15 protein-coding genes are annotated in these 20,329 nt (G+C 73.9%); 10 read left to right on the top strand and 5 right to left on the bottom strand.

Features of this window, described 5'->3' with window-relative positions; translation table 11 throughout:
* The first annotated feature begins 105 nt into the window (after positions 1-105).
* The 8 genes from AB0J67_RS13885 (at position 106) to AB0J67_RS13850 (ending at position 12,558) form a co-directional block, all read left to right on the top strand.
* Entirely contained in the window at positions 106-1,305 is a 1,200-nt protein-coding gene (locus AB0J67_RS13885) for a hypothetical protein (protein WP_363481164.1), read from the top strand.
* Between the two features lie 128 nt (positions 1,306-1,433).
* Entirely contained in the window at positions 1,434-2,441 is a 1,008-nt protein-coding gene (locus tag AB0J67_RS13880; RefSeq protein WP_363481161.1) for an acyl-CoA dehydrogenase family protein, read from the top strand.
* 106 nt (positions 2,442-2,547) lie between these two features.
* A complete protein-coding gene (locus AB0J67_RS13875; protein ID WP_363481158.1) occupies positions 2,548-3,984 on the top strand; it encodes a SigE family RNA polymerase sigma factor in 1,437 nt (478 codons plus the stop codon).
* 18 nt (positions 3,985-4,002) lie between these two features.
* Positions 4,003-5,661 carry a thiol reductant ABC exporter subunit CydD gene (gene cydD / locus AB0J67_RS13870; protein WP_363481155.1) on the top strand — a complete coding sequence of 553 codons (1,659 nt, stop codon included), beginning with the start codon at positions 4,003-4,005 and terminating at the stop codon, positions 5,659-5,661.
* Positions 5,658-7,547 carry an ATP-binding cassette domain-containing protein gene (locus tag AB0J67_RS13865; protein ID WP_363481152.1) on the top strand — a complete coding sequence of 630 codons (1,890 nt, stop codon included), beginning with the start codon at positions 5,658-5,660 and terminating at the stop codon, positions 7,545-7,547. The genes cydD and AB0J67_RS13865 overlap by 4 nt, the downstream gene beginning before the upstream one ends.
* 71 nt (positions 7,548-7,618) lie before the next feature.
* Complete coding sequence (locus tag AB0J67_RS13860) at positions 7,619-8,434, top strand: DNA primase (RefSeq protein ID WP_363481149.1); 816 nt, start codon at positions 7,619-7,621, stop codon at positions 8,432-8,434.
* Between the two features lie 112 nt (positions 8,435-8,546).
* The gene (locus tag AB0J67_RS13855) at positions 8,547-11,204 is read left to right on the top strand and encodes a transposase (RefSeq protein ID WP_363481146.1); all 2,658 of its coding nucleotides are present in this window, start codon (positions 8,547-8,549) and stop codon (positions 11,202-11,204) included.
* Between the two features lie 202 nt (positions 11,205-11,406).
* Positions 11,407-12,558, top strand: coding sequence for an ABC transporter substrate-binding protein (locus AB0J67_RS13850; protein ID WP_363481143.1), 1,152 nt, complete (start codon positions 11,407-11,409; stop codon positions 12,556-12,558).
* Positions 12,559-12,713: 155 nt separating this feature from the next.
* On the opposite strand, the gene AB0J67_RS13845 is transcribed toward AB0J67_RS13850, so the two are convergent.
* From AB0J67_RS13845 to AB0J67_RS13830, 4 genes are read right to left on the bottom strand one after another with little or no spacing between them, the layout of a single operon-like run.
* Positions 12,714-13,310 carry an ATP/GTP-binding protein gene (locus tag AB0J67_RS13845; protein WP_363481140.1) on the bottom strand — a complete coding sequence of 199 codons (597 nt, stop codon included), beginning with the start codon at positions 13,308-13,310 and terminating at the stop codon, positions 12,714-12,716.
* A gap of 1 nt (position 13,311) precedes the next feature.
* A complete protein-coding gene (locus AB0J67_RS13840) occupies positions 13,312-13,689 on the bottom strand; it encodes a DUF742 domain-containing protein (RefSeq protein WP_363481137.1) in 378 nt (125 codons plus the stop codon).
* Positions 13,690-13,747: 58 nt separating this feature from the next.
* On the bottom strand, positions 13,748-14,152 hold the full coding sequence (locus AB0J67_RS13835) for a roadblock/LC7 domain-containing protein (RefSeq protein WP_203743190.1): 405 nt from the start codon (positions 14,150-14,152) through the stop codon (positions 13,748-13,750).
* Entirely contained in the window at positions 14,149-17,418 is a 3,270-nt protein-coding gene (locus tag AB0J67_RS13830) for a nitrate- and nitrite sensing domain-containing protein (RefSeq protein WP_363481133.1), read from the bottom strand. The genes AB0J67_RS13835 and AB0J67_RS13830 overlap by 4 nt, the downstream gene beginning before the upstream one ends.
* A gap of 251 nt (positions 17,419-17,669) precedes the next feature.
* On the opposite strand from AB0J67_RS13830, the gene AB0J67_RS13825 reads away from it, so the two are divergent.
* Positions 17,670-18,338 (top strand): ATP-binding protein, encoded by a 669-nt coding sequence (locus AB0J67_RS13825; protein WP_363481130.1) that lies wholly within the window; start codon positions 17,670-17,672, stop codon positions 18,336-18,338.
* Here AB0J67_RS13825 and AB0J67_RS13820 read toward each other — a convergent pair.
* Complete coding sequence (locus tag AB0J67_RS13820) at positions 18,310-19,377, bottom strand: adenosine deaminase (RefSeq protein ID WP_363481127.1); 1,068 nt, start codon at positions 19,375-19,377, stop codon at positions 18,310-18,312. The genes AB0J67_RS13825 and AB0J67_RS13820 overlap by 29 nt on opposite strands.
* Before the next feature lie 34 nt (positions 19,378-19,411).
* Between AB0J67_RS13820 and AB0J67_RS13815 the strand changes: the two genes are divergently transcribed.
* Entirely contained in the window at positions 19,412-20,278 is an 867-nt protein-coding gene (locus AB0J67_RS13815) for a putative RNA methyltransferase (protein WP_363481124.1), read from the top strand.
* The last annotated feature ends 51 nt before the right edge of the window (positions 20,279-20,329 follow it).

The following is a 20,329-nucleotide window of genomic DNA, read 5'->3' as shown; positions in this document are numbered from 1 at the left end:
CTCTAGCAGCAAAAGGAAGGGCACCTTCTTAACGCTCCGCGTTGTAGAAGGTGCCCTTCTTAACGCCCGGTGGGGGCGTGCGCCGCTCCGCTAGGGTGTCCGGTCGTGAGCAGCTCTCCTGATCCAGGCCCGATCGAGTACACCCGCAAGGCCGACCGCCGCGCCGCGAAGCTCGCCGCCCAGGCCGCCGCGAGAGCCGCCGCGCAGACCAGGCTCGAACGCGCGGCCACCCCGGACCAGGACGGCACGGACCCGGCGGCACCGGTCGCGGGCCGCAACGGCCGCAAGCCCGCGGCCAAGGGCAGCGCGCTGGGCGGCGTGCTCGCGGTGCTGGGGATCATCGGCCTGTTCGTGGCGTACTTCCTGTTCGCCCCGACCGGCCGCCGGATCCTGCTCGGCTTCGCCTGCGACGTCACGGCCTGCTCCGCCGCGGGCATGACCACGACCGGCTGGCTGATCGTCGCGGCCCCGGCGGCGTCGATGCTGCTGATCGGGGTGCTGTGGCGGCGGGCGGACCGGATCGGACGCGGCGCGATGGTCGCCTTCGCCGTGCTGTCCTGGCTGGTGGCGATGCTGGTCGTGCCGGGGCGCGGGCGGGACCTGGCCGACATCCTCAAGGGGCCGGGCAGCGAGCAGGTCGGCGACGGCATCCTGTGGGGCCTCGGCGGCGCGGGCGCGGCGCTCGCGTTCCTGTTCCTGCTCGTGTTCGTCGGCAAGGCGATCCCGGTCGTCGACCGGCACTACAACACCGTCGCCGTGATCGGCATCGCCGCGCTGATGGTGGCGGCGCTGCCGCTGGCGATCCGGGCCGCCGACCCCACGTACACCCGCGCCGCCGACGTCTTCCCGGCCGTGCTGCGGATGAACGGCGACACGCTCACCCGCACCGCCCTGTCCGACCGGCGCGGCTGCGACGGGGTGCTGCCCGACGACGCGCTGCTGAACCGCGACGGGTGCTTCGTGACCGTGCACGCGGCGTACACCACCGACGACAGCGACGCGGTGGCCGTGCTGCGAGCGGTGCTCTACCGCGACGACGAGTCCGCCGACGACGCCCGCGCCCGGCTGAGCTCCGGGATGGACCCGGTCGGCGCGAACGGCGACGTGGTCACCGTCTTCTCCACCACCGGTCCGTGGGTGCTGGTCGGCGCGGCCGGGCACGCCGACGGCCGGACGGTGACCGCCGACGAGCGCAACTGGGTGCTGTGGCCGCTGCGCCAGGTCAGCTACCACTTCATCGGCACGCAGGTCGGCCTGCTCATCGACCCGGACCCCACCGACGAGATCCGCCCCCGCACGCCCTGACCGCGGCCCGGCCGCCGCGCGCGGCGCCACGGGCCGCCCACCGCCGTGATCCGGTGCGGCCGGTGCCCTCGACTGGATCTTGTGCGTTTCGTGCTGCCCTGGCGACACGAAGTGCACAAGATCTGGCCGTGCCTAGGATCGGGGGCATGGGCGAGGCGAGCAGGTTGCGCAAGCGGGCGGCGGAGATCGCCGACGAGGTGCTGTTCCCGGCCGCGCTCGCGGTCGACGCGGCCGACCGGGTGCCCGCGGCGCAGCTGGACCTGCTGGCCGCCGAGGGTTTCTACGGCGTCGCCGCGCCGCCGGAGATCGGCGGGTGCGGGACGGACTTCGCGCTGGCCGCATACCTGCTGGAGGAGCTGGCGAGCGGGTGCCTGAGCACGGCGTTCGTCTGGCTGCAGCACCACGGGCCGGTGATCGCCGCCGCAACCGCCGCTCCGAGCATCCGCGAGACCTGGCTCGCGCCGCTGGCCAAGGGGCAGAAGCGGGCCGGGATCGCGCTGGCCGGGCTGCGCAACCGCGCGGCGCCGATGCGGGTGCGCGCGGTCGCGGGCGGGTTCCTCCTCGACGGCGAGGCGCCCTGGGTCACCGGCTGGGACATGATCGACGTGTTGTACACGGCAGCCCGTGACGAGCACGACGACGTGCACTTCCTGTACGTCGACGCCGTCGCCGCGCCGACCCTGGCCGTCACACCGCTCGAACTGGTCTCGGTGCAGGCGAGCCGGACCGTGAACGTGCGCTTCGACGCCCACTTCGTGCCCGCGGACCGGCTCGCCGACGTGCGGCCGTACGCGAAATGGTCGTCATCGGACGCGAGTGGCTCGGCGCTGAACGGCTTCCTCGCCCTCGGGGTGGCGAACCGGTGCTGCCGCCTGATCGGGCCCAGCGCGCTCGACGCCGACCTGGCCACCGCCCGGGTCGGCCTGCTGGCCGCCGATCCACAGACGACGCCCGCGGCCCGCGCCGCCGCCTCGGCGCTGGCGCTGCGGGCGACGGCGGCGCTGGCCGTGCACACCGGCGCGCGGGCGGTGCTGCGCGGCGAGCACGCGCAGCGGCTGCTCCGCGAAGCCGCGTTCCTGCTGGTCTTCGGCAACCGCCCGGCCATCCGCGACGCTCTGCTCACCCACCTGCGCTGATCGCCCCCGGCGAGCCCGGCGCCTGGTGCGGCGGTGCCGGTAAACAGAGTGCCCCGGCAGCCGCGTCTCCATCACGAGACGATGTCCGCCCCGCCGAGGAGTCACCGTGCATCCGGAGTTCGAGCACTACGTCCGCGCCCGATCCGGGGCGCTGGTGGGCTTCGCGTACCTGCTCTGCCGCGACCGGCACCTGGCCGAGGACCTGGTGCAGGAGGTGCTCGCGCGGGCGTACCACCGCTGGGACCGGATCGAGTCCGGCAACCCCGACGTCTACCTGCGCCGGGCGCTGGTGTGGGCGAACTCGTCCTGGTGGCGGCGGCTGTCGCACCGCGAGCGGCCGCAGGACTCCACTCCCGACACCGCAGCCGACGACGACTTCGTGCAGCGGCACGCGGTGCGCGACGAGCTGTGGGCGCTGCTGGGCACGCTGCCCCGCCGCCAGCGCATGGTGCTGGTGCTGCGCTTCTTCGAGGATCTCGATGACGACCGGATCGCCGAGCTGCTGGACTGCTCCCCCACGACGGTCCGGGTGCACGCGCATCGCGGGCTGGCCGCGCTGCGGACCCGGCTCAGCGAGCCGGTGCCCGCGCCCTCGGCCGAGCGCGCGTTCCCGGCGGTGGCCGTGGAGGCGGTGCGGCGCCGGGCCACCGGCGTGCGCCGCCGCCGGACGGCGCTGGCCGGCGCGGCCGCCGCGGTGGTCGCGACGCTGATCGTCCTGCTGCCGGGGTGGCGCAGCGCGCAGCCGCCGCCGGTGCTGACGCCGACGCCGACCCCGAGCGCGTCGCCCAGTGCGAGCCCCTCCACGGTGGCGCTGGTCCCCCGGCCCGCCGCCCAGCGGCTGCCGGAGTTCCCGTACCAGCCGGGTTTCCTGCCGGCGCGGGTCGGGCCGCTGTCGGTCGTCGCCGCGCTGGACATGACCGGCGTGGAGAGCGCCGGCAGCCCCGCGAAGCTGCTCGTCTACGCCGGCCCGACCGAGTACGACTGGGACTGGGAGGCGGCGCAGACCACGCCCGTGGACGTCGGCGGGCTGCCCGGCACGCTGCGCACCGGGCGCGACGAGAACGGCGCGCAGCAGGTGGGCCTGACCTGGCGGCGCGACGGCCGGTGGGTGACCGTGCAGAGCTTCGGCGGCCTGCTGACCGTGGCCGAGGTCGAGCGGTTCGCCCGGGAGCTGCGGCCGGGCCGGATGACCGCGACCCCGCTGATCACCTACGGACTGATGCCCGAGGGGTACGAGGTGAGCAGCCTCGACCGGGGGCACGTCTGCCTGAGCCGCGAGCCCCGGCTGACCCCCGCCGACCCGGAGGGGCTCTGCGTGGTCACCGGCCAGGACCCCAACCTGGTGTCGTTGGCCTCCTCGCTGTCGGTCGGCGGGGTGCCCGCCGCCCTGGAGTGGGACGCCGAGGGCCGGATCGTCGGGCTGAACGTCCAGCTGGACGAGCGGCGGGTGCTGCTGATCTCGCAGAGCCGCGGCGATCTGGGCGAGGAGGACCTGATCAGATTCGCCGGGAGCATCACGCTGGCCGAGCCTGCCGGGCAGTGACCCACGCCATCGGGCACGATGGAGGTCGTGGCGCGCCCGTTCGATCCCCGTCTGCTGCGGCAGGTCCCGTCCACCCGGCGTGACGTCGTCCTGCTCGGGCTGCTCGGGACCGCCGTCGCGATCGCCGTCGTGGTGGCCGCGGTCGCGCTGGCCCGCGCGCTGTCGGCCGCGGTCGAGCTGCGCCTGGACGCGCCCGCGGTCACGCTGTTCCTGGCCGCGCTGGCCGCCCGCGCCGCGCTCACCAGCGGACTGGGCGTGGTGGCGGCGCGCATGGCGGCCACGGTCAAGGCGAGCCTGCGGGCCGACCTGCTGGCCGCCGTGGGGCGGCGCGGGCCGGCCTGGCTGGCCGGGCAGCGGGCCGGAGAGCTGGCCACCCTCACCGGGCGCGGGCTCGACGCGCTGGACGGCTACTTCACCGGGTACCTGCCGCAGCTGGTGCTCGGCGTGACCGTGCCGGTCGGCGTACTGGCCGCGCTGGTCTTCGCCGACCTTGCCTCGGCGGTGATCGTGCTGGTCACGCTGCCGCTCATCCCGATCTTCGGCATCCTGGTCGGCTGGCAGACCCGGATCGCGACCGAACGCCAGTGGCGGCGGCTGCGGCTGCTCGGCGGGCACTTCCTCGACATGGTGGCCGGGCTGCCGACCCTGAAGGCGTTCGGGCGGGCCCGCGCGCAGGTGGCGGCGGTCCGCGACATGGCCGACCGGCACCGCGTCGCGACCATGCGCACGCTGCGCATCGCGTTCCTGTCCGCGCTGGTGCTGGAGCTGGTCGGCACCATCTCGGTCGCGCTGGTCGCGGTGCCGGTGGGCCTGCGCCTGCTCGGCGGTGGGATGACCCTGGCGGCCGCGTTCACGGTGCTGCTGCTGACCCCCGAGGCGTACGCCCCGCTGCGCGCCGCGGGCACCAGGTTCCACGCCAGCATGGAAGGCCTGACCGCGCTGGACCAGGCGTTCACCCTGCTGGCCGCGGCGGACGGCGCCCCGGCCGGCGGCACCCGCGCCGTGCCCCGCGAGAGCGTCGTCGAGCTGCGCGGGGTGACCGTGGCGTACGAGCGCACCACCGCCCTGCGCGACGCCGACCTCGTCATCCGGCCCGGCGAGCGCATCGCGCTGGTCGGGCCCAGCGGCGGCGGCAAGAGCACCCTGCTGAACCTGGTGCTCGGCTTCACCGTCCCGGACCGCGGGCAGGTGCTGGTGGACGGGATCGACCTCGCCGAGCTGGACCTCGACGGCTGGCGCCGCCGCCTGGGCTGGGTGCCGCAGCGCGCGCACCTGTTCGCCGACACCCTCGCCGGAAACATCGCCCTCGGCGAGCCGGACGCGTCCCGGGAGCGGATCGAGCGCGCCGCCCGCGCGGCCGCGCTCGGCCCGGTCGTCGACGCGCTCCCGCAGGGCCTGGACACCGTGCTCGGCGAGCGCGGCCACGGCCTGTCCAGCGGCGAGCGGCAGCGGCTCGCGCTGGCCCGCGCGTTCCTGCGCGACGCGCCCCTGCTGCTGCTCGACGAGCCGACCGCGCGGCTGGACGCCGCCAGCGAGCAGGCCGTCGTCGCCGCCACGCTGACCCTGGTGCAGGACCGCACCGCCCTGCTCGTCGCCCACCGCCCCGCCCTGCTCGCCGCCGCGACCCGCGTCGTCCGCATCGAGCACGGCACCCTCCACGAGCTGGTGACCGCATGAGGGGCGAATCGACTCCGGTGTCCTCCGCCGCCGGCGAGCGCAGCGAGAGCATGAGCGAGCGGGTGGGCAGCGTGCGGCGGGTGCTGGCGTTCGCGTACCCGCTGCGGTGGCGCTTCCTCGGCGCGGGGGTGCTGGCCGCGGGGACCGAGGCCGCGGGGCTGGGGTTGATGGCCGCGGCGACGTGGCTGCTGGCCACCGCCGCGGGGCAGCCCCCGCTGATCGCGCTGTCGGTGGCCATCGTGCTGGTGCGCGCCCTGGCCATCGGCCGCGGCGTGCTGCGCTACGTCGAGCGGCTGGCGAGTCACGACGCGGTGCTGCGGATGGTCGCCGAGGTGCGCGCCCGCATCTTCGGCGCGCTGATCGACCGGCCACCGGCCCGGCGCGCCGACGCGCTCAGCCGCATGGTGTCCGACGTCGACGCGGTGCAGGACCTGCTGATCCGGGTGCTGCTGCCGATGGCGGCGGCCGGGGTCGTCGCCGTCGCCGCCGTGCTCACCGCTGCCGCGGCCGACCCGCTCGTCGCGCTGGTGCTGCTGGCGGGGCTGCTGGTCACCGGCGCGGCGCTGCCCGTGCTGGCCGCGCGGCTGGCCCGGCGCGGCTCGTCCCGGCTGGCCCCGCTGCGCGCGGCGTACGCGACCGACACCGTCGACCTGGTGCACGGGGCGGCCGACCTCGCCGCCTTCGGCGCCCGCGCGGCGTACGAGGCGCGCGGCGCGGGGCACGCCGCCGAGCTGGCCCGGGTGGAGCGTTCGCTGGCGCGGCGCTCGTTCGCGGTGGACGGCGCGGCGACGCTGCTGGGCGGGGTGACCGCGATGGCCGTGCTCGCCGCCGCGCTGCACCGCGGGCTGCCCGGCGTCTGGCTGGCCGTGCTCGCCGTCGCCACCCTCGCCGCCAACGAGATCGCCCTGTCGCTGCTGGCCGCCGCCCGCAAGGGCGCGGAGATCCGGGGCAGCCTGGACCGGGTCGCCGAGCTGCTCGGCCCCGCCGGGCCGGCCGCGGGCGGGGCGCCAGGCGGTGGGATGCCCGCCGGTGGAGCGCCGCGCGATGCGATGCCCGCCGGTGGGACGGCCGCGGCCGGCTCGCCCGTGCCGGAGGGCCCGGTGCACCTGCGGCTGCGCGCCGCGGGGGTGCGCTACCGCCCGGACGGCCCACCGGCGCTGCAGGGCGTCGACCTGGATCTGCCGCCCGGCCGCCGGGTCGCGGTCGTCGGGCCGTCCGGCGCGGGCAAGAGCACCCTGCTCGCGCTGCTCACCGGCGCGATCACCCCCGACACCGGCAGCGCGGAGGTGCTCGCCGCGCCGGCTCCCGGCACCTGCGGCGGCGCTGGACCGGACCGGGGCGTCATCGCGGCACCCCGCACCGGCACGACGACGGGCGGCACGTCCGGCGGCGCGACGCCGATCGCGGACTTCGACCCGGAACGCTGGCCCGCGGTGGTCACCGGGCTGCTGGCCGACGCCCACCTGTTCCACGCCTCGGTGCGCGACAACCTGCTGCTGGCCCGCCCGGAGGCGAGCGACGCCGAGCTGGTCGCCGCGTGCCGCACGGCCGGGCTGGGGGACTGGGTCGACGCACACGGCCTGGACGTACGCGTCGGCGAGGACGGCGCGGAGCTGTCCGGCGGGCAGCGGCAGCGGCTCGCGCTGGCCCGGGCGGTGCTCGCGGACCCGCAGCTGCTGCTGCTCGACGAGCCGACCGAGGGCCTCGACGCGGCGCAGGCCGACGAGGTGCTCGCGGCGGTGCTGGCGCACCGGGGCGACCGCGGCGTGGTGCTGGTGACCCACCGGCTCACCGGTCTGGACGCGTTCGACGAGGTCGTGGTGCTGGACGGCGGCGGCGTGAAGGAGCGCGGAACGCAGGGTTGGGTGCGGGCGCACGGGGGCTGACACGAACCACTAGGGTGTGCGGAGAGTCACCGACCCGGCAGAGGTCGGCAGCCTTTTGGCGGAGGTCAGCTGTGGCAAGCACGCTCTGGGACGAGTACCAGGTCTCGCCGGTCGAGGTAGCCCTGCCCGGCGGCAAGGTGGGCCTGACGCTGCGGGCTTACCGCCCGGCGAGCGAGCTGACCCCGACGGACGTCTCCGAACGCGAGGACGACGACGCCATCTTCGCCGACCGCGGCCCCCGGCCGGTCGGGCTCGCCGACGACGAGGACATGCCGGAGTTCGTGTGGACCAAGGAGGCCCTCGACGAGGTCGCCGCCGGCCCGGCCGAGGACGAGGTCGCCGAGCGCGCCGTCGAGGCCGAGGAGGAGGCCGAGGACGAGGACTCCTCCGCGCCCTCCGACGAGGAGGTGCCGGTCTTCCTCTCGCACAAGGGCAAGCTGCTGCTGTTCGCGACGCCGAAGGGCCTGGCCGACTTCGTCCGCTCCAGCGCCCCCCACGACCTCAAGCAGCTCGAAGGCTGGTCGAAGCTGGCGAAGTCGGTCAAGGCCGACGACGTCGTCGCCGGTGAGGACGATGCGTACGAACTGGACCTGGTCGTGGAGAACCTGCGCGGCGGCCCCGACGCCTGGGACGCCGAGCTGGTGCTGCGCGCTGGTGAGTTCGCCAGGGATGTGAGCTACGCTCTTCGCCTCAAGCCGGTCATGGTGGCGCTCTCCCCGGGTTCCCCGCTCGACGACCTCGACGAGGCGCTGCGCGCCTCCGAAGACGGTGGTCTCGGCGCGTTCTTCGCCAAGCGGAAGCTGAAGAAAATCGGGGCAGAGCAGGCATCCATCGGCTGGCGTTCGATTATTGGCAAGATCTCTGGCGCTGTGGACTGGCGCGACTGACCCTCACCGGGCAACATCAGTCTTTGGCACACGAGAAGTCCGGGAGGAGGACGGGTCCGTGGCGCTCGTGCGGGTGTACTGCGGTATCGCGTCGACTGCTCCGGCAGTCGAGGTGGGAGACACGCTTGCGGCAGCCGTCAACCGGCTGACCGTCGCCGTCGTCGACGACTCCGGCAGGCTGCTGGAGTTCTGCGTCATCAACGACGACCCCGCCGGTTACGCGCTGGTGACGTCGCTGCTGGCCGAGCGGTTCGGCGGGTCGACGATGGTCACCGTGGCCGTGGACAGCGACGACCACCAGGTCATCTCGCTGCTCGCGGCGGGCGGCCGCGCGATCGCGTACACCGACGACGAGACCGCCGACGACTTCGCGGACCGGTTCGCCGACGACGAGTCCATGGACGAGGTCGACTCCACCCCCGACGAGCGCCGCGCCGTGGGCCTGGCCCGCGCGCTGCAGGCCGGCGCCCTGTCCGCCGTGGTCGGTCCGGCGCCCCGCGAGTTCGTCGCGTTCAAGCCCGTCCTGGCCGCGCACGCCGCGCTGGCCGTGGGCCGGCACGCCGCCGCCGTCGCCCTGCGCGAGGTGCTGCGCGAGCTCTACCCCGCCGCGCTGCGCGCCTACCCCGACCCCGCCGCCCCGGTCGCGCTGGCCGTGCTGGAGGCGCTGCCCGAGCCGGGCATGCTGGCCGGCCAGGCCGGCTCCCGCAACCGTGACAACGGCGCCACCGCCGAGGCGGTCGCCGGGCGGCTGGTGGCCGACGGCATCTGCGACAGCGCCACCGCCCTGGAGGCGGTCACCGCGCTGCGCGTGGCCATCGCCGAGACGCCCCGGCGCAACGGCGTCGGCAAGCAGCTGACCGCGGCCGTCGGCGACTCGGTGCGCTACAGCGTCGCCGCCGTGCGCTCGGTCGACGCCGCGAGCGCCGCCCTGATCGACACCCTCGCCGAGCGGATGGCGCCGCTGCCCCCCGTCGTGGCCCCGGCGCAGGCGGCCGGCCGCCGCACCGGTGTCGCCGTGACCTCCGCGCCGCCCGCCGCCCCGGCCGCCACCGGTGGCCGCCGCCGGCAGCCGACCCCGGTCAGCGCCGTCCCGGCACAGCCGCGGCCGGTCCAGGCTCCGCCGGTCGCGCCCGAGCCGGTCGTCGCGGCGCCGTCCGCGCCGCCGCCGGTCGAGCGACCCGCGTGGGCGCCCTCCATGCCGCCCGTGCCGCCCGGATTCGAGCCGACCCCGATCACGGGTACCCCGCTCGTCGCCAACCCCGCAGGAGCGCAGCCGGCGGCTCCCGCGCCCACCCGGCAGGCGCCGACCCCGATCCCGCCGCGGCAGGCGCCGATCCCGGCGCAGCGCACCTCCCGCGCGCCGATCGACAACAACCAGCCGTTCGTGCCGACGCTGACCAACGCCGCCATCAACAACGAGCGCGCCGCGCGCGGGTTCAACCCCGCCCCGGCCGCGCCCGAGCAGGCGTACGAGGCCGAGCCGGCCACCCGCGGCCACCAGCAGTCCGCCGCCGAGCTGGCCAGCGAGCTCGCCGAGCGGGCCGCCCGCGGCTTCCAGTCGGCCGACGACCCGCTCGACGAGGCGCCCGCGCGCACCCAGCGCGGCGGCTACCAGCAGCCTGCCGACCCCAGGGACCAGCGCGCCGAGCGCGGCCCGCGGGGCTACCAGCAGAACGACACCCCGGAGCGCGGGCAGCGCGGCTACCCGCAGGACGAGATCGCCGAGCGCGGCCAGCGCGGCTACCCGCAGAACGAGCCCGCCGAGCGCGGTTCCCGCGGTTACCAGCAGGACGAGCCCGCCGAGCGCGGCCAGCGCAGCTACCCGCAGGACGAGGCCGCCGAGCGGCGTGCGCGCGGCTACCAGCAGCCGGCCCCGGACCTGGCGAGCGAGCTCGCCGAGCGGGCGCGCGGCTTCCAGCGCGAGGACGTCCACCACGACTTCGACGAGCGGCTGCCGCGCGGCTACAACCCGCCGTCGGCCACCGACGTGCCGACCGACATCACCCGCATGCCGGGCCGCCCCGCGGACGACCCGCTGGGCATGGCCCCGCCCGCGCCGGCCGGGTCCCGCGCCAACTGGCCGCTGAACCCGGAGCCGGAAGAGCCGGCCCGCGGGGGCGACCAGCGCGTCACGCCGCCCTGGCTCGACGACGACCTGGTGCTGCCCGAGTCGCCGGCCCTGCGCCTGGTCGACGAGTCCGCCGCCCGCCGCAACGGCGGTCGCGGCGGGCGCGAGGAGCCGCCGCTGCGGCTGGTCGACGACAGCGCCCTGACCGGCGCCCGGCCCAAGCCCCGCCGCACCGAGCGGGCCTCCAGCCCGGCCGCCGGCGAGGACGACGACCTGCTGATCTTCGCCTCGGTCTCCTCAGCTTGGTTCAACGATCCCGGCGGCGAGGACGAGGTCACCTGGAACTCGACCATGGACAGCGGCTGGCGCGCCGCCGAGCAGGCCGCCCGGCCGTCGGTCGGCGACGACACCACCGCCGGCCTGCCCCGCCGCGTGCCGCAGGCGAACCTGGTGCCCGGCTCGACGCCGCTGCGCGAGGAGCGGCCGCTGCGGATAGTCCGCGACGCGGCCGGTATCGCCGCCCACACCAGCAACTACTTCCGTGGGTGGCGGCGCGGCAACCAGGAGATCGGCGGCAGCGGTTTCGCCGTCGGCGGCAGGCCGGGCCGCGAGTCCGCCAACGGCTGGGACTTCAGCCGGGAGCAGCACGACTCGCGCGACGACCGGGACGACTACAACTACCGGGCGGCCAACTACCGCTGACCGGCGGTGCCACGTCGGCCGCGACCAGCGGCAATGTGTTCCTGGCCATAGTCTGCGAGCTTGACCCCCGCCTCGGCGGGCCAGCACGATACGTGTGCGGCAGTGGCTCACACCACTGCCCATGCACCCCTGCACCACGGAAAGGCACGTCATGAACAGCGCCACAGGTGGACTTACCCGACGCAACGCTCTCACCGGCGGGTTGGGTCTGATCGCCGGGGCGCTGCTGGCGGGCTGCTCCGAGCCGGAGGCCACCGAGGCCGGCGCCACCGGCGAGTTCGTCATCGGCGCCAGCCTCGAGCTGACCGGCACCGGCTCCACCCTCGGCAAGCTCCAGGAGCAGGCGCTGAAGGTGGGCGCCGAAGAGATCAACTCCGTGGGCATCCCGTACGGCCAGGGCCGGCTCTTCATCCGCCTGGTGGTCAAGGACAACGGCGGCAACCCCGCCACCGCCGCGCAGAACGCCAAGGACCTCATCGAGCAGGACAAGGTCAGCGCCGTCATCGGCGGCGTGACCGTGGAGACCGCGCGCACGATGATCGCGGTCGCCGAGGAGAAGAAGGTCCCGCTGCTCTGCCTCAACAGCGGTGACGACATGGTCGTGCCGCTGCCGCAGCGCAAGTTCGTCTACCAGCTCGGCCCCAACGCCTCCGACGTCGCCGCCCTGATGGGCCGCGAGCTGCGCAAGCTCGGCCTGGAGAAGGTCGCGGTGCTCGCCTCGTCGGACGGGCACGGCGACGCCGGCGTGCGGGCCCTGCCCCGCGCCCTGCTCACCGTCAGCCGCGAGCTGGTCACGACGGTGCGGCTGCCCAAGACCGGCCGGGCGTTCGGGGCCGCGGCGGAGAGCATCGTCGAAGCCGAGCCCGACGCGGTCATCGTGTGGGCGCAGGCGCCGCTGAGCGCCGCCGCCGTGGCCGCAGTGCGCAGCGCCGGCTTCAAGGGCAAGTTCATCCTCGACCCCGGCGCGGGCGCCGACGAGACCCTCAGCGGCCCCAACGGCCGCGCGATGGAGGGCACCTACATCGTGCACCCCGTCGTGCTCGCCGGGGCGCCCACGATGGCCACCACGCCCTCCGGACGCGCCGCCCGCGCCTTCGTCTACCGCTACATCCAGCAGTACGGCTCGTTCAGCGGCTTCGCGCCGTACGCGGCCGACGCGCTGACCCTGCTGGCGACCGCCGCCCGGCGCGCGGTGAGCCTGGACCCGCAGCGGCTGCGGGGACGCCTGGAGGGCGGCCCGATCGAGGGCATCGCCGGGGCGTACTCGTTCCAGCCCATCTCCCACGGCGGCCTCGAGCCCGACGCCCTCATCCCCTTCACCGTGCGCGGCGGCGCCTGGGTCCGCCTCAGCTGACCTGACCGGCCCCGGCCCCTCCCCGCGCAACTCTCAGAAAGTCGCGGCCTCCACACCTGCTGGAGGCCGCGACCTTTTAAGAGTTGCGACTGGCGGAGTGCGGGAAGCACTTCAGGCCCGCTGTCCGGGGACAGCGGGCCTTCGTGTGCGCTATGTCAGGCGGAGACGCCCGTGCGGGTACGCCGCATCGAGAGGACGTACTCCACCAGCGAGATCAGCACCTGCTTGGTCGACTCGCGGTTGCGCGCGTCGCAGCTGACCACCGGCACGTCCGACGAGATCGCCAGCGCGTCCCGCACGTCCTGTGCGTTGTGGAACTGCTGCCCGTCGAAGCAGTTGATCGCGATCAGATACGGCAGCTTGCGGTGCTCGAAGAAGTCGATCGCCGCGAAGCAGTCGGCCAGCCGGCGCGTGTCCACCATGACGACCGCGCCGATCGCACCCCGCACCAGCTCGTCCCACATGAACCAGAACCGGGTCTGGCCAGGGGTGCCGAACAGGTACAGGATGAGGTCACGGTCGATGGAGATACGGCCGAAGTCCATGGCCACCGTGGTGGTGGTCTTGTTGGGAATCTGGCGCGTGTCATCCACGCCGACACCCGCCGAAGTCATAATCGCTTCAGTGGTCAGCGGCGTGATCTCCGAAACGGAACCTACCAGCGTCGTCTTGCCGACGCCGAAGCCGCCGGCGATGACAATCTTCGCCGATGTCACACGACCGCCGGGCGTTGCACCCGGGCGGTGTGACATGTCAGAGCCTCCGAAGTCCACTGAGTACCCTCTCCAGCAGTTCAGTACCTACCGCGTCGTTGCTCTCAAACGACGTCGGCTCGTATACGGCGACCAGGCCGTCCGCCGCCATGTCCGCGATGAGGACACGGGCGACGCCGAGCGGCAGCCGCATCCGTGCCGCGATCTCAGCGAGCGACTGCACCTTGCCGTCGCACAGGGACGCGATGTGTTGATGTTCCCGCCCGTGGCCGCCGCGACCCGAGGTGCCAGCGGATCGACCACGTACGGTCGTCTCCACCAGCGCCTCTATCGCGATCTCCAATCGCGGCCGGGTGCGGCCACGGGTAACGGCGTACGGCCGCACCAACGCGCCAGTCGGTTCATCTCTGTCGGGCATCGTCGCCGTTCACCCCCTTCCCCAGTGCCGTCCCCGGACCCTCCGGGACGGTAGTGCCTCAGCCCAGCACGCCCGCGGCGCTGCGCGGTGCCGGGGTGAGCGCGTCGCCCACCCGGTCGACCAGCAGTGCCATCTCGTACCCGACCTGGCCCACGTCGCAGCTTCGCGACGCGAGCACCGCGAACGAGGAGCCATCCGAGATGGACATCAGGAAAAGGAACCCGTTGTCCATCTCCACGACAGTCTGCAACACCGCACCGCCTTCGAAACAGCGGGCGGCGCCTTGCGTAAGGCTCACCAGACCGGACGCGATGGCAGCCAGCTGGTCGGCCCGGTCCCGGGGAAGATCCCGGGAGGACGCGAGCAGTAGGCCGTCCGCGGACACGGCGACCGCGTGGGCGACGCCCGGCACCCGGTCGGCGAAGTTGGCCAACAGCCAACCAAGATCCTGCGTAGTGGTCATGCCTCCTGCTCCTTGCCAGACTGGCTTCCGGCCTCGGTGGAGCCCGGAATCACATCATCGTCCTTGTGCTGAGTGCGGCCGCGCTGCACGCCGCGGTGGTACGCGGAGAGCAGACCCCGCACGCCCTCCGGCGTCCGGCGCTGCACCGTGGTGGTGCCCTTCTCGACACCACCCGGGACCAGCTGCGCCATCGGGGTGCGCCTGGGCAGGCCCGCGGCCGTCGATTCCATTGAAGTCGTGCTGGTGCTGGCTGCGGCCACCGCGCTCGCGGCTGCCCACCCGTCATCAGCTGCGGTCTGCCAGCTCGGCCGGTACGGAGCCGGCACCTCGTAGCCGCCGGCCGCGCGCCCGGTCTGCGTACTCCCCATGTCCACGTCCCTGCCCGACGAGTCGGGTGCACCCGTCGCTGTGCTGACCTTCGGTCCACCGTTGCTCCCGGCCTGGACGTCACGGTCCACGGCGGGGAACTGTGCGGTGATCGTAGTGTCTTGGGGGACGTTCGCGGGAGGGGCAGTTTTCTGCTCCTGAGCTGGCGCATCGACAGCCGTGCGCCGGGTGCTGAACCAGGCCGACTCGAGCTCCCGGAAGATCGGCAGCTCCATCGTCTCGTCCGCCACCGGGAACCGGGTGTCCACGACCGGGTACTCGGCCGGGATCCGCGGCATCTCGGCCGTCATGTCCGGCGTCGAGGGCCGCTCGTCACGGGTGACCGGCGGCCACACGGGCGGCGCGGCCGATGCGGGCACGTCCACCGGAGCCGCCGAGACGGGCGCTGCCGAGACCGGCACCGCCGACACCGGCACCGCCGAGATCGGCATGCCAGGGCTCGCGTACGGGCTGCTGGTGGGCACCTGAGGCGGCGTGTTGGACGGCGGCACGGTCGGCGTGGCCCAGCTCTGCTGGTTCCACGACGGCGTGGCGCGCTCCTCCGGCGGCGACGACGGCTGCCGCGGGATCTGCGGGCCGCCGAATCCCTCCGGACGGTCGAGCTCGGCGTCGACGGCGCGCTCGGGGGTGCGCCGCTGCGGCAGCTGCTCGCCACCGCGCCGGGACGCGTCCGAACCGTTGACACCGGTCAGGTCCGACCAGGCGGGCATGCCGGCCCGCGACGGCGGGGTGTTGACCGGCAGCTCGGGCGCGGGCGGGGCGGGCGGGGCGTCGAAGAGCCGGCCACCGCCGCCGCTGCCGCCGTTGACCTGGCGGCCCGCCGCACCGGCGCCCAGGCCGGAGCCGGACTCCAGCGCCAGCGGCGCGAACGAGGACGAGCGCTGCGGCGGTGCCGCCGGCGGCTGCTGCTGCCGGACGCCGCCCACGGCGGTCGAGGGCAGCTCGCGACCCTGCGCCGGGCCACCGGCGCCGCGACCCGCCAGCGCCCGCGGCACGAGGACCGCGGTCGGCAGGGTGACGTCGGCGATGATGCCCCGGTCGGCCGACAGGCGCAGCTCGACCTTGACACCGTGGCGGGCGGCGAGCCGCGCGACCACGACCAGGCCCATCATCCGGGAGACTGCCACGTCCACCTGCGGCGGGCTGGCCAGCTTCTCGTTGATCTCGGCGAGCATGTCCGGCGAGATGCCGATGCCGTGGTCCTCGACGTAGAGCACCGAGCGGTCGCCGACGCGGCGGGCCTCGACCATGACGGACGAGTCCGGCGGCGAGAACGCGGTGGCGTTGTCGAAGAGCTCGGCGATGAGGTGCACCAGGTCGTTGACCGCGTGCGCGGCGACCTCGATGTCCCGGTCGATGACCCCGAACTCGATCCGGGTGTAGTGCTCGACCTCGGACTGGGCGGCGCGGAGCACGTCCAGCAGGGCCGCGGGCTCGCGCTGCACACGGGTCGAGTCGGCGCCGGCGAGCACCAGGAGGTTCTCGTCGTTACGCCGCATTCGGGTGGCGAGGTGGTCCAGCTGGAAGAGCTCGGCCAGCCGGTCCGGGTCCTCCTCACCGCGCTCCAGCCGGTCCAGGTGACCGATGAGCCGGTCGACCAGGATCTGCGAACGGCGGGCGAGGTTGACGAACATCGTCGCGACCGAGGACCGCAGGGCGGCCTGCTCGGCGGCGGTGCGGACGGCCTCCAGGTGGACCGCGTTGAACGCCTCGGTCACCTGGCCGAACTCGTCCTTGCTGCGCACCGGCAGCGGCTCGGCGATCTGGTTGGCCACCTGCACCGGCGACAGCTGCGAGGACAGCGCCGGGTCGCGCAGTCGGGCCACCGCCTGGGGCAGGCCGTACTGGGCGATGCTCAGCGCGCCGTGCCGCAGCTCGCGCAGCGACCGCGCCATCGAGCGGGCCACGAGCCAGGCGAAGAGGATCGCCAGCAGCAGCATGCCCAGGAGCAGACCGGTCTGCACGAGCACCTGCTGGGTGACCTCGTCACGCAGGTCGCTGGCGGTGGTCTCGACCTGGGAGTCGAGCTGCTGCTCGACCTTGCGCAGCAGGGCGCCGTGGTCGCGGACCGCCTGGTCCCACTCGCCGATGGTGAAGTTGAGGGAGCTGAGCGAGTCGCTGGTGAGCGCCTCCAGCTCACCCTGGAACTTGACCGACTTCCGGAGCACCGGGCCGGTCACCTGGCTCTTGTAGAGGTCGACGTCGGCGTTGCTGGCGACCGACTCGAACGCCTGCTGCGCCTGCTCCTGGCCGGTCAGGGTGGCGATGAAGTCACGGTGCAGACCGGCGTTCAGCTCGTTGAGCATGTACGCCCGGTGCACGATGACGCGCTCCTCGGACAGGTACTTCTTGGCCGTCGCGATGGCGCTGGCGGCGCGCAGGCCGTCACCGAGCTCACCGCTACCGGCGATCTGGGCGGCCCGGTCGCGGATCTGCAGCAGGTTGTCGATGAGCACCTGGTAGCGGATCGCCGCGTCGGACTGGCGGATCTTCTTGTCCTTGACCTGCTCGCGCACGGACGGCAGGCTCGCGAGGCTGGTGTCGATCTGCTCCAGCAGGTCGCGCAGGCCGCTGTCGGCGTCCACCAGCGCGCCGCGCTGCTGCGCGTACGGCCGCCGGGCCTCGTCCACCAGCTTGCCGGCGACCTCGTACGAGGCCGGCGGGGTGTTGGGCGTGCCGAGCAGCATCACCGCCGCGGCCCGCTCGTTCTGCAGGTCGTCGACGAGTGCTCCGGACTCCTTGACCAGCACGGACAGAATCCGTGTGCGGTCGGCGCCTGTGGCCGTGTCGAGGTTGTCCAACAGACCGTTGGTACCAACGACGATCGTGGCCAGAGTCGGGACGATCATGATCAGGCCCAGCTTGGACCAGATCGGCATGTCCCGGAGCCGGCTCACTGGCCGTCGGAGACGCGAAAGGACCGCGTTGTTCTGCGTTCCTGGCCGCTTACTCACGTCACCGCCCTCCTGTCGGTACCACCATCGAATCCCGCCGCGGCGGATGGCGCGGGGGTCGCGCCGGGCACCGTACACAGCCCGTCCCGGCGAGCTTAGGGACGGACCCCCGAGATTCCATCACGCCCGGTGAAAAGAGGAAAGCCCAGGCTGCCTGGAATCCGACACCGGATGGGATGCTCTTGCAGGCCAACCACTCAGTTCAGCCCGCAGTTTCCTTGGAGTCACGCAAGGTGAGCGTCCCAAAAGCCCGAGTTATCCTTCTTGCCGGTCCCTCCGGATCCGGCAAATCGTACGTAGCCCGGCAGACCGGACTACCGGTCCTGTGCCTCGACGATTTTTACAAGGAAGGGACCGATCTGACACTCCCCCGAGTGAATGAGATGGTCGACTGGGAGTCCCCTCTTTCCTGGGACTTCGACGCGGCTATGACGGCTGTCACACAGCTGGCCGAGACGGGGCAGACCCAGGTCCCGGTGTACGACATCAGCCTCAGTGCCCGAATCGGCGCGCAGACGTTCAGCCTGGACGGGGCGCCGCTGTTCTTCGCCGAGGGCATCTTCGCCGCCGACCTCGTCGAGGCCTGCACCAAGGCCGACGTGCTGGCCGACGCGCTCGCGCTGCGCCGCCCGCGCACCGTCACCTTCGCCCGGCGCCTGGTGCGCGACCTGGCCGAGCACCGCAAGCCGCCGATGGTGCTGGTGCGCCGCGGCCTGCGGCTGTGGCGGGAGGACCCGCTGGTGCTGGGCCGGCAGTCCGCGCTGGGCTGCCGGCCCACGTCCGCGGCGGCACTGCAACGCCGCGCGCGGACGCTGCTCACAGCAGCTTCGCGTAAGCCGGCTTGATCACCTCGTTGATGATCGCGAGCCGCTCGTCGAACGGGATGAACGCGCTCTTCATCGCGTTGATGGTGAACCACTGCAGCTCCGCCCAGCCCCAGCCGAACGCCTCCACCAGCAGCGCCATCTCCCGCGACATCGAGGTGCCGCTCATCAGGCGGTTGTCGGTGTTCACCGTCACCCGGAAGCGCAGGTCGCGCAGCAGCCCGATGGGGTGCTCGGCGATCGACGCGGCGGCGCCGGTCTGCACGTTCGACGACGGGCACAGCTCCAGCGGGATCCGCTTGTCGCGGACGTACCCGGCGAGCCGGCCCAGCGCGCCCGTGGCGGGCTCGATGTCGTCGACGATGCGCACGCCGTGCCCGAGCCGGTCGGCGCCGCACCACTGGATCGCCTGCCAGATCGACGGCAGCCCGAACGCCTCGCCCGCGTGGATCGTGAAGTGGAAGTTCTCCCGCTGGAGGTACTCGAACGCGTCCAGGTGACGGGTGGGCGGGTAGCCCGCCTCGGCGCCGGCGATGTCGAAGCCGACCACGCCCGCGTCCCGGTACGCCGTGGACAGCTCGGCGATCTCCATCGAGCGGGCGGCGTGGCGCATCGCGGTCAGCAGCGTGCCGACCCGGATCGGCGTGCCCGCCTCGGCCGCCAGCGCGCTGCCCTCGGCGAACCCGGCCAGCACCGCCTCCACCACCTCGGGCAGGGTCAGCCCGGCGGTCAGGTGCTGCTCGGGGGCGTAGCGCACCTCGGCGTACACCACCCCGTCGGCGGCCAGGTCGAGCGCGCACTCGCGGGCCACCCGGCGCAGCGCCGGTGCGGTCTGCATCACGGCCACGGTGTGCGCGAACGTCTCCAGGTAGCGCTCCAGCGACCCGCTGTCGGCCGCCGAGACGAACCACTCGCCCAGCTCGGCAGGGTCGGTGGCGGGCAGCTCGTGCCCGATCTCGGCGGCCAGCTCGACGACGGTCGCCGGACGCAGCCCGCCGTCGAGGTGGTCGTGCAGCAGCGCCTTGGGCGCCTTGACGATCTCGTCATAGGTCGGAGTCACATGCACCAAGATATTCGGTGTGCTCTCCGCCGCCATGATTGACGCACTGCGCTGCCCCGTCTGCGCGTCGCCGCTGTCGCGTACCGACGGCACCCTGCGCTGCCCCCGCGCCCACGGCTTCGACCTCAACCGCCATGGCTACCTCCACCTCGGCACCGGCCGCAGGCTGCCCGAGGGCGACACCCCGGCCATGGTCGAGGCCCGCACCGCCTTCCTCTCCGCAGGCCACTACCACCCCCTCGCAGCCCACCTGGCCCACCTGGCCCACCGCGCCGTCGATCATGAACTTGTGGCACGGGTCGACGGCGTGTCGTCGCCACAACTTCATGATCGACCGGGCGGGCGCGGGCCGCTGGTGGTGGACCTGGGCGCGGGGACGGGGTACTACCTGGCGGCGGTGTTGGCGGGGGTGCCGGCAGCGGAGGGGCTCGCGTTCGACGTGAGCAAGGCGGCGCTGCGGCGGGCCGCCCGGGCGCACCCGCGGGCCGGGGCGGTGCTGGCCGACACCTGGGGCACCCTGCCGCTCGCCGACGGCAGCGTGGACCTGCTGCTCAACGTCTTCGCCCCGCGCAACGGCACGCAGATGCGGCGCGTGCTGGCCGCGCACGGGCTGCTCGTCGTGGTCACCCCGACCGAGCGCCACCTCGCCGAGCTGCGCGAGCGGCTCGGCCTGCTGTCGGTCGACCCGTCCAAAGCCGAGCGGCTGGCCCGGGAGCTGGCCGACTTCACCGCCGAGGACGAGCAGGTCCTGGAGTGGGCGCTGGACCTGACCGCGGCGCAGGCGGAACAGCTGATCGCGATGGGCCCCAACGCGTTCCACGACCGCGCGCACGCCACCGGGCCGGTCTCCTGCACCGCGTCCGTCCGCATCGGCCGCTACCGCCCGCGCCCGGCGGAATAGCAGCCTCGGGTAACGACCCGTTCGGCCAGGAAAGATCAACCGAAAGACTTC

Source organism: Catellatospora sp. NPDC049609 (genome assembly GCF_040675365.1).
Classification (GTDB): domain Bacteria; phylum Actinomycetota; class Actinomycetes; order Mycobacteriales; family Micromonosporaceae; genus Catellatospora.
The sequence above is the reverse complement of the archived record's forward strand: the minus strand, read 5'-3'. Positions and strand labels throughout refer to the sequence as shown.

What these genes read in the sequence shown, in the direction of transcription:
- AB0J67_RS13865 (WP_363481152.1), top strand. Translation starts at nt 5,658, where the DNA reads ATGAGGGGCGAATCGACTCCGGTGTCCTCCGCCGCCGGCGAGCGCAGC.
- AB0J67_RS13835 (WP_203743190.1), bottom strand. Translation starts at nt 14,152, where the DNA reads ATGACCACTACGCAGGATCTTGGTTGGCTGTTGGCCAACTTCGCCGAC.
- AB0J67_RS13815 (WP_363481124.1), top strand. Translation starts at nt 19,412, where the DNA reads ATGATTGACGCACTGCGCTGCCCCGTCTGCGCGTCGCCGCTGTCGCGT.
- AB0J67_RS13845 (WP_363481140.1), bottom strand. Translation starts at nt 13,310, where the DNA reads ATGTCACACCGCCCGGGTGCAACGCCCGGCGGTCGTGTGACATCGGCG.
- AB0J67_RS13825 (WP_363481130.1), top strand. Translation starts at nt 17,670, where the DNA reads ATGCTCTTGCAGGCCAACCACTCAGTTCAGCCCGCAGTTTCCTTGGAG.
- AB0J67_RS13840 (WP_363481137.1), bottom strand. Translation starts at nt 13,689, where the DNA reads ATGCCCGACAGAGATGAACCGACTGGCGCGTTGGTGCGGCCGTACGCC.
- cydD (WP_363481155.1), top strand. Translation starts at nt 4,003, where the DNA reads ATGGAGGTCGTGGCGCGCCCGTTCGATCCCCGTCTGCTGCGGCAGGTC.
- AB0J67_RS13830 (WP_363481133.1), bottom strand. Translation starts at nt 17,418, where the DNA reads ATGCCGATCTGGTCCAAGCTGGGCCTGATCATGATCGTCCCGACTCTG.